Origin of the sequence: Alkaliphilus serpentinus (assembly GCF_009017255.1) — a bacterium.
Lineage (GTDB): Bacteria > Bacillota > Clostridia > Peptostreptococcales > Natronincolaceae > Alkaliphilus_D > Alkaliphilus_D serpentinus.
The window spans coordinates 17122-28971 of the sequence record NZ_WBZB01000023.1 but is presented as its reverse complement, the minus strand read 5'-3'; the positions used below and the strand labels follow the sequence as shown (position 1 = coordinate 28971).

10 protein-coding genes are annotated in these 11850 nt (G+C 39.1%); all 10 read left to right on the top strand.

Annotated elements, in window-relative coordinates; translation table 11 throughout:
• The first annotated feature begins 30 nt into the window (after nucleotides 1-30).
• The 10 genes from trxA (at nucleotide 31) to F8153_RS07730 (ending at nucleotide 11709) form a co-directional block, all read left to right on the top strand.
• Nucleotides 31-348 carry a thioredoxin TrxA gene (gene trxA, locus F8153_RS07775; protein ID WP_151865791.1) on the top strand — a complete coding sequence of 106 codons (318 nt, stop codon included), beginning with the start codon at nucleotides 31-33 and terminating at the stop codon, nucleotides 346-348.
• 56 nt (nucleotides 349-404) lie between these two features.
• Nucleotides 405-1691: a glycine/sarcosine/betaine reductase component B subunit gene (locus F8153_RS07770; RefSeq protein WP_151865790.1), complete on the top strand. Its 1287-nt coding sequence runs from the start codon at nucleotides 405-407 to the stop codon at nucleotides 1689-1691.
• A 36-nt stretch (nucleotides 1692-1727) separates the two neighbouring features.
• Complete coding sequence (gene grdA / locus F8153_RS07765; RefSeq protein WP_151865789.1) at nucleotides 1728-2198, top strand: glycine/sarcosine/betaine reductase complex selenoprotein A; 471 nt, start codon at nucleotides 1728-1730, stop codon at nucleotides 2196-2198.
• A 52-nt stretch (nucleotides 2199-2250) separates the two neighbouring features.
• Complete coding sequence (gene grdB, locus F8153_RS07760; RefSeq protein WP_151865788.1) at nucleotides 2251-3558, top strand: glycine reductase complex selenoprotein B; 1308 nt, start codon at nucleotides 2251-2253, stop codon at nucleotides 3556-3558.
• Nucleotides 3559-3657: 99 nt separating this feature from the next.
• Complete coding sequence (gene grdC, locus F8153_RS07755; RefSeq protein ID WP_151865787.1) at nucleotides 3658-5193, top strand: glycine/sarcosine/betaine reductase complex component C subunit beta; 1536 nt, start codon at nucleotides 3658-3660, stop codon at nucleotides 5191-5193.
• Between the two features lie 11 nt (nucleotides 5194-5204).
• Nucleotides 5205-6392 carry a glycine/sarcosine/betaine reductase complex component C subunit alpha gene (gene grdD / locus F8153_RS07750; RefSeq protein ID WP_151865786.1) on the top strand — a complete coding sequence of 396 codons (1188 nt, stop codon included), beginning with the start codon at nucleotides 5205-5207 and terminating at the stop codon, nucleotides 6390-6392.
• Nucleotides 6393-6771: 379 nt separating this feature from the next.
• Nucleotides 6772-7848, top strand: a complete 1077-nt coding sequence (locus F8153_RS07745; RefSeq protein ID WP_151865785.1) for a BMP family lipoprotein — start codon at nucleotides 6772-6774, stop codon at nucleotides 7846-7848.
• Between the two features lie 317 nt (nucleotides 7849-8165).
• Nucleotides 8166-9692: an ABC transporter ATP-binding protein gene (locus F8153_RS07740; protein WP_151865784.1), complete on the top strand. Its 1527-nt coding sequence runs from the start codon at nucleotides 8166-8168 to the stop codon at nucleotides 9690-9692.
• Entirely contained in the window at nucleotides 9689-10756 is a 1068-nt protein-coding gene (locus F8153_RS07735; protein ID WP_330577763.1) for an ABC transporter permease, read from the top strand. Before F8153_RS07740 ends, F8153_RS07735 begins: the two co-directional genes overlap by 4 nt.
• A 2-nt stretch (nucleotides 10757-10758) precedes the next feature.
• Nucleotides 10759-11709 (top strand): ABC transporter permease, encoded by a 951-nt coding sequence (locus F8153_RS07730; protein ID WP_151865783.1) that lies wholly within the window; start codon nucleotides 10759-10761, stop codon nucleotides 11707-11709.
• Nucleotides 11710-11850 lie beyond the last annotated feature (141 nt).

Sequence of the window (11850 nt, the reverse complement as noted above, 5' to 3'; positions counted from 1 at the left end):
TTTCAAAGAAAGAGATAGGAGGTGAAACAAATGATATCTATTGATAAAGATACTTTTGATGCTGAAGTTCTTCAAGCAGAAGGATATGTACTTGTAGACTTCTGGAGTGATGGTTGTGAACCATGCAAAGCTCTAATGCCAGATGTTGAAGCTTTAGAGGCTCAATATGGAAGCTCTATTAAGTTTACAAAGCTTAATACAACTCAAGCGAGAAGATTAGCCATCAAGGAAAAGGTTTTAGGCCTACCAACCATCTCTATATATAAGGATGGAGCTAAAATTGATGAGCTAACAAAGGAAGATGCTAACAAAGCGAATATTGAAGGAATGATTAAGAAGTATGTGTAGTTTTAAATTGGCCTATAATAAATGTAGGTCTTGATAAATAAAGGGAGGTGAAGCTTGTGCGATTAGAGTTAGGTAAAATATTCATTAAGGATGTACAGTTTGCTGATACAACTAAGGTTGAAAAGGGCATACTTTATATCAATAAAAATGAAATGATAAATGAACTTAGCGGAAATGAGCATATTAAAAGTATCGAAATTGAATTGGCTCATCCAGGTGAAGAAGTAAGGATAACTCCTGTTAAGGATGTTATTGAGCCTAGAGTTAAGGTTGAAGGACCAGGAGGAATTTTCCCAGGAGTCCTAAGCAAGGTGGATACTGTTGGTTCAGGTCGTACCCATGCATTAAAGAATGTAGCAGTTGTTACTGCTGGTAAGATCGTTGGCTTCCAAGAGGGAATCATCGACATGACAGGTCCAGGAGCAGATTATACACCCTTCTCTAAGCTCCACAATGTTGTTGTCATTGCAGAGCCAATTGATGGCTTAAAGCAATACGATCATGAGGCAGCTGTTAGAATGATAGGCTTCAAGGCTGCTGCTTATCTTGGTAAGATAGCAAAGGACCTTACACCTGATGAAGTAAAGGTTTATGAAACTGAACCACTTTTAGAGTCAGTTAAGAAGTACCCAGATCTTCCTAAAGTAGGATATGTATATATGCTACAAACCCAAGGTTTATTGCATGATACCTATGTATATGGAGTGGATGCTAAGAAAATCGTTCCTACACTATTATATCCAACTGAAATAATGGACGGAGCCATCATAAGCGGAAACTGCGTTTCTGCCTGCGACAAAAATCCAACCTATGTACATTTAAACAACGGAATTATTGAAGATCTATATGAAAAGCATGGAAAAGAGATTAATTTCGTTGGAGTTATTATTACAAATGAAAACGTATATCTTGCCGACAAGGAAAGATCATCAAACTGGACAGCAAAGCTTTGTAAGTATCTTGGCTTAGATGGTGTAATTGTATCTCAAGAGGGCTTTGGTAACCCAGATACTGACTTAATCATGAACTGCAAAAAAATTGAAAACGAAGGCGTTAAGACAGTTATCGTAACTGACGAATATGCTGGTCGTGATGGTGCATCTCAATCCTTAGCTGATGCAGATCCAAAGGCTGATGCTGTTGTAACCAATGGTAATGCCAACGAAACCATAGTTCTGCCTCCAATGAAGCGTATTATTGGAACCACAGAGTATGTTGATGTGATTGCTGGTGGTTTTGCAGGAAGCTTAAGAGAAGATGGAAGTATAGAGGTTGAAATTCAGGCAATCACTGGTGCAACCAATGAAACTGGCTTTGTAACCTTATCAGCAAAGGGTTTTTAATAAGATAAAAATTAATAATGAGAAAGGATGATATGGATGTCTTTATTTGATGGTAAAAAAGTTATCATTATAGGCGATAGAGACGGAATTCCAGGTCCTGCTATAGAAGAATGCCTAAAGACTACAGGAGCAGAAGTAGTGTTCTCAGCTACTGAGTGCTTTGTCTGAACGGCTGCAGGAGCAATGGACCTAGAAAACCAAAAAAGAGTTAAGGATCTTACAGAACAACACGGTGGAGAAAATGTAGTTGTTTTACTTGGTGCAGCAGAAGCAGAGGCCGCAGGTCTTGCAGCTGAAACTGTAACAAATGGAGATCCAACCTTTGCAGGTCCATTGGCAGGAGTCCAGTTAGGACTTAGAGTATTCCACGCAGTTGAACCTGATTTCAAAAATGAAGTAGATGCTGGTGTATTTGATGATCAAATCGGCATGATGGAAATGGTTCTTGATGTTGATAGCATCGTTGAAGAAATGAACAGCATTAGAAGTCAATTTGTAAAATACTAGTTTCTATGATAATAAAAACTTCCCAAAAAAAAATTCCGAGAGGGGGGAAACTATGAGTAAAAAAATTGTTCATTATATTAACCAATTCTTTGCTGGTGTAGGCGGAGAAGAGAAGGCTGATATTAAACCAGAGGTTAGAGAAGGAGTTATAGGACCAGGTATGGCCCTTAACACAGCATTAAAGGGTGAAGCTGAAATAGTTGCCACCATCATATGTGGAGACTCTTACTTTAACGAAAATCTAGAAGAAGCTAAGGCTACAATTTTAGAAATGGTTAAGAAGTATAATCCTGATTTATTCATAGCTGGTCCTGCTTTTAATGCTGGACGATACGGTGTAGCTTGCGGTACGATTGCAACTGCAGTTAAGGAGGAATTAAATATTCCTGCCATCACCGGTATGTATATTGAAAACCCAGGAGCAGATATGTTTAAAAAGAGCCTTTATATCATTGAAACAGGAAATTCTGCTGCAGCTATGAGAACGGCAGTTCCTGCAATGGCTAAATTAGCTATTAAGATGATGAAGGGTGAAGAAATTGGATCTCCTGCAGAAGACAACTATATCCCAAGGGGAATTAGAAGAAATTACTTCGCAGATGAAAGAGGATCAAAGAGAGCTGTAAATATGCTTATGAAGAAGCTTAAGGGAGAGGAATATGTAACTGAATATCCAATGCCTGACTTCGACAGAGTGGAACCAAACCCAGCAGTTAAGGATATAACTAAGGCTAACATTGCTTTGGTTACTTCTGGGGGTATTGTTCCAAAGCATAACCCAGATAGAATTGAATCCTCCAGTGCTTCAAAATATGGTAAATATGATATTGCCAACTTTGCTGACTTAACTGAGGCAGATCATGAAACTGCCCATGGTGGATATGACCCAGTTTACGCCAATATAGATCCCGACAGAGTATTACCAGTTGACGTTTTAAGAGATCTTGAAAAAGAAGGCGCTATTGGCAAATTACATCGATACTTCTATACTACAGTAGGTAATGGTACTTCCGTTGCTAATTCAAAAGCCTTTGCTGCTGAGTTTGCTAAGGAATTAAAGGCTGATGGTGTAGACGCTGTTATCCTTACCTCCACCTGAGGTACCTGTACACGTTGCGGTGCAACGATGGTAAAGGAAATTGAAAGAGCAGGTATTCCTGTTGTTCATATATGTACAGTCGTTCCTATTTCTTTAACGGTAGGTGCCAATAGAATTGTTCCGGCTGTAGCTATACCTCATCCCCTTGGTAATCCAGCCTTAGATGCCAATGAAGAAAAGAATCTTAGAAGAAAGATTGTTTTAAAATCATTGAAGGCTCTTACAGCTGAGGTGGAAGGACAAACTGTATTTGAAGACTAATAGTTGCTATTAGCCTATTGTACAACCATAAACATAGATGGGCACCCTATTGTGCCCATCTATTTCAATATTAGAATAAAATTTTTGGAGGTGCACTAAATGTCCTACGCAGTAGTGAAGGGTGCGGGCTATGTATTAGTTCATACACCCGATATGATTTTTCATAATGGAACAACCCAAACAACAGAGAGATACTCAAATCCTGAGTCTGAATACTTAAAAAAGCTACCGGAGCATTTTAGAAGCTATGAAGAGGTTGTAAGCTATCCACCAAACCAGACCTATATAGGAACCATCAAGCCAGAGGACTTAAGAAAATATGATATGCCTTGGTATGATAAGAAGGTAGAGGGAGCAGACCGATATGGTAAGCTTGGAGAAATTATGCCTCAGGAGGAATTCTTAGGCTTAATGAAAATTGTAGACGTATTTGACCTTGTTAAGCTAGAAAAAGACTTTACAAAAGAAGTAAAAACTAAGCTAGGCAACCATCCCCTAATGACAGAAGAGCTAGTAGCAAAGCTAAAAGAGGGAGATGAAATAGCAGCAATCGAAAAGGCAATAAAGGAGCAGCATGCAGAAGCTCTATACCATCACAACAAGTTAGTAGGTTGTGTTAAGAGGGCCCATGAAATAGATCCAAACCTTAATGCCCATATTATCCATGAGAATCTAATCGCAAAGGCATCAGGAGTATTATCCTTCCTACACCTAATCGATAAGAACAAATTAGATGTTAAAGACGTAGATTATGTTATTGAATGCTCAGAAGAAGCCTGCGGAGACATGAACCAAAGGGGTGGCGGAAACTTTGCAAAGGCCATCGCTGAAATGGTAGGAGCAGTAAATGCAACAGGATCAGATACCAGAGGATTTTGTGCAGCACCAGTACATGCCCTAATCCAAGCTTCAGCCTTAGTACAATCAGGAACATTTGAAAATGTAGTAGTTGTTGCCGGAGGAGCAGTGGCAAAGCTAGGCATGAATGGTAAGGATCATGTAAAAAAGGACATGCCAGTATTAGAGGACGTATTAGGGGGCTTTGCAGTACTAATCTCTAAAAATGATGGAGTAAGCCCAGTACTAAGAACAGATTTAGTAGGTCGCCACAAGGTTGGAACAGGATCCTCACCACAGGCAGTAATCACAGCCCTAATTACAGAACCATTAGATAAGGGTGGCTTGAAGATTACAGATATCAACAAATACTCAGTAGAAATGCAAAACCCAGATGTAACAAAGCCAGCAGGAGCAGGAGATGTTCCAGAGGCCAACTATAAGATGATAGCAGCTCTAGGAGTAAAGAGAAACGAATTAGAAAGAACCGAAGTAGCTGCCTTTGCAGAAAAGCATGGAATGCCAGGCTGGGCACCAACCCAAGGTCATATCCCATCAGGAGTACCATACCTTGGTCATGCCCTAGAAGCCTTTAAAACTGGAGAAATCCAAAGGGCCATGATCGTAGGAAAGGGAAGCTTGTTCTTAGCCCGTATGACAAATCAATTTGACGGAATCTCCATTGTACTAGAAAATAATAGTGGCCAAGGAGCAAAAGAAGCTTCTGTATCAGAAGAAGAAGTAAGAACCATGATAGCAGAAGCCATGAGAAATTTTGCGTCACACTTATCAAAATAGGGGTGAACAATATGAGTGAAAATAAAGAATTAAAAGAAATGATTGGCAAAGTCTTCAACGACATAGCCGATGCAATAGAAACAGGGCAATTTGGCAAAAAAATTAAAATAGGACTAACCACACTAGGCAGTGAAAAGGGACTAGAAAACCTACTAAGGGGCGGAGAAATTGCAGCCAAAAGAGGAGACTACTACCAAGTAGTGCTGATTGGACCCAAGGTAGAAACCGACCTTGAAATCGTAGAAGCCAACACAGAAGAAGAAATGCATAAAAAGATGGAAGAACTACTGGATAGCGGATACATCGATGCCTGCGTAACCATGCACTACAATTTCCCAATAGGGGTAGCCACTGTAGGAAGGGTAGTAACACCAGCTAGGGGTAAAGAGCTATTCATTACCACTACAACAGGAACCTCCTCACCCCATAGGGCAGAAGCAATGGTGAAGAATGCCATCTATGGAATTATAGCCGCAAAGGCAACAGGAATTAAAAAGCCAACGGTAGGGATTTTGAATGTAGAAGGAGCACGTCAGGTGGAAAGGGCCCTAAAGGAATTGGTGGCCAATGGTTATGAAATCAACTTCACCGAAAGTGGACGTTCGGATGGTGGAACTGTTATGAGGGGCAACGACCTATTAACAGGAACTCCCGACGTTATGATCCAAGATAGCCTTACAGGTAATATACTGATGAAGATGTTCTCGGCCTTCACTACAGGCGGAGACTACGAAGCATCTGGCTTTGGGTACGGACCAGGAATTGGAGAGGGCTATGATAGAACCATTATGATTTTATCTAGAGCATCAGGAACCCCAGTGGTAGCCAATGCCATCCAATACGCAGCCGAGCTAGTTAAGGGCAATGTAAAGGAAGTAGCCAAAAAAGAATTTCAAGCAGCAAAAAAAGCAAAGCTGGATGAAATCTTAAAATCCTTAACGAAGGATACCAAAAAAGCAGCTACAGAGGATGAGGGAGAAGTAACCGCACCGCCCCAAGAGGTGGCAACAGCCTCTATAGCAGGAATAGACATCATGGACTTAGAGGATGCAGTTAAAGCCCTATGGAAAAAGGGAATCTATGCTGAAAGTGGAATGGGCTGTACAGGACCAATTGTGATGGTTAACGAAGGAAAATTGGACACCGCCGTTAAGGTATTGGCCGAAGCAGGATTTGTAGCTAGTCCATCCCCTTGTTAAAACTCTACAAAAAATATTAAGCTGGGTAAAGCTTTACCCAGCTTTTTAAATTAAACGGTATTCTATAGTGGAAATGGTAAAGATAAAATGACAATTGCATCCATTATAATCATTCATGTTTATTAATAAACTTGCAATAGGTTTTAAGGGATTCTATTAACCCTTAGAAAAATCGTTATAATTTTGAAAAAACACCAAATAATTGAAGACCTCTATTTATTAAAACAAAAATTTGTAGAATTTATACAATAAAATTTAGCATATATCTATAAAAATAAATTCACACGGAAAAAAAGCAGGATATTTAGAAAGATTAGCGAATATAGTGTTGTACCTATTTATGGGGAGGATACTATTTTTAATAAGAGGAGGAAAAATAATGTTTAAAAAAGTATTAGTTATGGCTTTTAGTCTAATGCTAGTAGTAGCACTGCTTGCTGGCTGCGGAACAGACACAGGAAACAAGAGTGATTTACAGGTTGGTATGGTTACTGACGCTGGAACAATTGATGACAAATCATTTAACCAAGGTACATGGGAAGGTGTTAAGCTAGCTGAGAAGGATCTAGGAGTTAGCACGAAGTACCTGAAGCCTGCAGGAACAACTGAGGCAGATTACCTAAAAGAAATTGGTAACCTATACGATGCAGGTTACAAGTTTATCGTAACTCCAGGTTTTAAGTTTGAAACTGCAATCTTCCAAGCACAAACAAAGTATGAAGATGCAAAGTTCGTTCTTATCGATGGAAGCCCACATTCTGGAGATTACAATAATGTGGTAGAAGAGAATACAGTATCTATCTTCTTTGCAGAGCATGAATCTGGATTCTTAGCAGGTGTAGCTACAGCTGTTGAGCTACAAGAAGGCGAAGTTGGCTTTATTGGTGGAATGGAAATACCTCCAGTACAAAAGTTTAACTGGGGTTTCCAACAAGGTATCAAATATGCTAATGAGAACCATGGAACCAATATTGAAATCAAGGCTGAAAACGTTGTATATCAAGGAAGCTTTGATAATGTTGCAGCGGGACAGCAATTGGCAGCTGCTCAATTTGATAAAGGTGTAGACGCAATCTTCTGTGCTGCAGGTGGAGTTGGTGTTGGAGCCATCAACGAAGCTAAAGCTAGAGTAGAGTCTGGCGAAAATGTATGGATTATTGGTGTTGATGTTGATCAATATGCAGATGGAATCTACGAAGGAGAAAAATCTGTAATCTTAACTTCAGCCATGAAGAGAATCGACCAAGCAGCTTATGATATGATTAAGGCTGAATTAGATGGTAAATTCCCTGGCGGACAAACATTAAACTTTGATGCAAAGAATAATGGAGTTGGTATACCAGAAAAAAATCCTAACTTAAGTGATGATACAGAGAAGGTAGTAAGTGATGTCTTTACAAAATTAAAGTCCGGAGATATCACAGTATCAGCTGAGCAAGGAGATTTAATAAAATAATCAATAAACAATTTTATAGAAAAAGGACGGACTATCCGTCTTTTTTCTTATTACATAGAAAAGTTTGATAGCAGATCAAAAACATTTTCCAGAGGGTTTTAATGTAGGAGGTGCTTTTGTTCTTGCTTAAGAAAATAGAATATGCTAGTCTAGGGTATGGGAGTTTTTAGGGGTTATCCCCTATGAAAACCAAGGAGTACAAAAAAGCATCCTTGAGAACCAATGGGTTCTAAGGAGGGAACGAAAGTATTACCTTTATAAAATAATAGACAAGGAATCTTTTGATCTTTGCTCTATAGAGTAGGAGGGATTAATGGATGGACTATGTTGTAGAAATGCTCAATATAAGAAAAGAATTCCCTGGAATTGTAGCCAATGATGACATAACTTTAAAGCTTAAAAAAGGAGAAATTCATGCACTGTTAGGGGAAAATGGTGCTGGAAAATCTACTCTTATGAGTATTTTGTTTGGATTATATCAGGCCGATAGAGGCCAAATTCGGGTAAACGGTAAGGATGTAAACATCTCTAATCCAAATGTTGCTAATGAACTAGGAATTGGGATGGTTCATCAGCATTTTAAGCTTGTTCATAATTTTACAGTTACAGAAAATATCATATTGGGATTGGAGCCTAAAAGAGGCTTAAGCGTCGACGTTAAGTCGGCAGCTAAGAGGGTTAAGGAATTATCAGAGCAGTATGGATTAAATGTTGACCCAAACGCAAAAATTGAAGATGTTTCAGTAGGTATGCAGCAAAGGGTTGAAATACTAAAGATGCTTTATAGAAATGCAGACATCCTTATTTTTGATGAACCAACGGCTGTGCTAACTCCTCAGGAGATTGAAGATCTAATGAAGATTATGAGGAATTTGATAAAAGAAGGAAAGTCTATCATTCTCATAACCCATAAGCTAAAGGAAATTAAAGCAGTTGCTGATCGTTGTACTGTAATTAGAAGAGGTAAATTTATAGGAACCGTTGATGTTGATTCCACCACTAAGGCCCAAATGGCAGAGATGATGGTAGGTAGAGAAGTTTTATTTTCGGTAGAAAAGCCAGACAAAGAAGCCGGGGAAGTGATACTAAAGCTAGATAAGGTATCGGTTAAATCCAACAGAGAGGGAGTTGTAGCTGTAAAGGATTTCTCTTTGGAGGTTAAAGAAGGTGAAATTTTGGGTTTAGCGGGGGTTGAAGGTAACGGTCAATCTGAGCTTGTTGAAGCTATCACGGGGCTAAAGGATATTGTGTCTGGAAAGATATTTATAAATGGTAAGGATATCTCAAACTTTTCAATAAGGGAACGAATCAACAGTGGTATAGCCCATATACCAGAAGACCGCCAAAAAAGAGGATTGGTATTAGATTATACAATTGGACAAAACATGGTTCTAGAAATCTATGATCGAAAGCCCTTCTCCGAAAGGGGATTATTAAACCATAACGCAATCACAGAATACGCCCAGCAAATAGTGGAAGATTTTGACGTAAGAGCTGGACAAGGGGTAGAATCCGTTGCCAGATCTCTATCGGGTGGAAATCAGCAAAAGGCAATTGTTGGTAGGGAGATTGAGCTTAATCCCGATCTTCTGATTGCTGTACAGCCCACAAGGGGCCTAGATGTTGGATCTATAGAATATATTCATAGTCGACTCATTGAGCAAAGAAATAGAGGAAAAGCCATCCTTTTGGTATCATTAGAGCTTGATGAAGTTCTCAATTTGTCAGATCGAATTGCAATCATCAATAGTGGTGAATTAGTGGGAATAGTAGATGCTAAGGATACGAATGAAAATGAGATAGGCCTAATGATGGCTGGTATTAAGAGGGGGGATACTGATTGAAGCAATCAATTATGAAAAAAATACCTAAAGAGCTTGTAGTATCTTTGCTAGCTGTAGTTCTAGGTCTTATCGCCGGTGCATTATTTATGTTATTTACAGGGAATAACCCCTTTGCAGGATATTCCTATCTAATAAAGGGTGGAACCATGAGTATAGAGCGACTAGGAAATACCCTAGCCACAGCTTCACCTTTAATACTTACAGGTTTATCCATCGCCTTTGCTTTTAAAACAGGTCTATTTAATATAGGTGCTCCTGGACAGGTGCTGTTTGGAGGCTTTTGTGCAACTGCAGTAGCCCTTTCGGTTAATGCTCCAAAGCCTCTGTTACTATTACTATCTGTTTCGGCTGCAGCCCTAGGAGGTGCTCTTTGGGGCTCAGTGCCTGGTTTTTTAAAGGCGAAATTTAATGTTCATGAGGTTGTATCTTCAATAATGATGAATTGGATAGCCTATTGGGTTGTCTACTATGCAATACCAGCTTATTTTAAAGGAAGCTTCTTAGAAACAGAATCAAGAAAAATAGCCCATCAGGCTTCATTAAGAGTAGATTGGCTTACAAAGCTCTTCGATGGATCTTATATTAACCTTGGGTTGTTTATCGGAATTATTGCAGTTTTTGTGGTTGCATTTATTTTAAACCGTACTGTATTAGGCTATGAGTTAAAGTCTGTTGGATTTAACAGACATGCAGCAGAATATGCAGGAATAAGCGTTAATAAAAATATTATTCTTGCCATGATGATTTCAGGTGCCCTTGCAGGTATTGGAGGTGCAATAATCTATACAGGTAATGCTGCAAATCTACAGATTGGGATAGTCCCTACTCAGGGCTTTGATGGTATAGCAGTATCTCTGTTGGGGGCAAATACTCCTATAGGTGTACTAGCTTCTGCTATATTCTTTGGACTTTTATATTCTGGAAAGGGCTTTATGAATGCTATGACAAACATACCTCCAGAAATTGCCGATACAATTATTGCTACAATTATCTATTTTGCAGCAACCAGTGTTCTTATTGAGAGAGGCCTAGATAAGCTTAAGAGAAAAAGGAGGGGTAACTAATTATGTGGACATTAATAGCACAAATATTTCCATACGCTATTGCCTTTACGATTCCCCTTTTAATTACTTCTTTAGGAGGTCTATTTTCAGAAAGGTCTGGAGTTGTAAATATTGGTTTGGAAGGTTTAATGGTTGTGGGATCCTTTACAGGAGCAATTGTTATATATACGCTTCAACCTATAATGTCACCAGATCTTGCTGTTTGGATAGGATTACTTGCTGCAGCTTTAGCTGGCGGAGTATTTGCAATACTACATGCCTTCGCAAGTATAAACTTGAATGCCAATCAGGTAATTAGTGGAACAGCTATCAATATGATGGCGGGAGCCCTTACAGTTTTTCTAGCTAGAAACGTAACTGGAAGTGGTAATATTCCCATCGTAAGAGGCTTACTAAGGCGTGATGTGCCAATTTTATCTGAAATACCAGTGATAGGAAGACTATTCTTCACCAGCACATATGCGACAACTTGGCTAGTACTAGCTATACTTCTTTTAGGCTGGTATGTAATCTATAAAACCTCCTATGGTTTAAGGCTTAGAGCTTGTGGAGAGCATCCCCATGCTGCTGACTCAGCAGGAGTGAACGTTTATAAGGTTAGATATATCGCTGTAATCCTTTCTGGTGCCTTTTCTGGTCTAGGTGGTGGAATATTATTGGTAACCATAGCAGGAGAATTTACTGGTTCAGTGGCTGGGCTAGGCTTCTTGGCTCTAGCAGCTTTGATATTTGGTCAGTGGAAGCCTTTGGGTATTCTTGGTGCAACAGCCTTCTTTGGACTAGCCAGTACAATAGCCAACGTTTCTTCTGTTATACCTATGCTAAAGGTTATACCTGGTGTTATTCTTAAGGTATTCCCTTATATCGTAACATTAATTGCTTTAGTAGCATTTTCGAAATCCTCTCAAGCTCCAAAGGCCGCAGGAGAACCCTACGAAAAGGGAAAGAGATAATAAAGCTTTTATTATAAAAGATTTAGAGATTTCATTCTGATATGGAATCTCTTTTTTTGTAATTTATTTAGATGCTTTTGCACGTTCCCATAAAATACCTTGAGTGATAGTTGAAATAACTAAAAAACTAATAATAACTAC

Excerpts from the sequence above, each read along its gene's own strand:
- trxA (WP_151865791.1), top strand. The coding sequence starts at position 31 with ATGATATCTATTGATAAAGATACTTTTGATGCTGAAGTTCTTCAAGCA.
- F8153_RS07740 (WP_151865784.1), top strand. The coding sequence starts at position 8,166 with ATGGACTATGTTGTAGAAATGCTCAATATAAGAAAAGAATTCCCTGGA.
- grdC (WP_151865787.1), top strand. The coding sequence starts at position 3,658 with ATGTCCTACGCAGTAGTGAAGGGTGCGGGCTATGTATTAGTTCATACA.
- grdD (WP_151865786.1), top strand. The coding sequence starts at position 5,205 with ATGAGTGAAAATAAAGAATTAAAAGAAATGATTGGCAAAGTCTTCAAC.
- F8153_RS07745 (WP_151865785.1), top strand. The coding sequence starts at position 6,772 with ATGTTTAAAAAAGTATTAGTTATGGCTTTTAGTCTAATGCTAGTAGTA.
- F8153_RS07730 (WP_151865783.1), top strand. The coding sequence starts at position 10,759 with ATGTGGACATTAATAGCACAAATATTTCCATACGCTATTGCCTTTACG.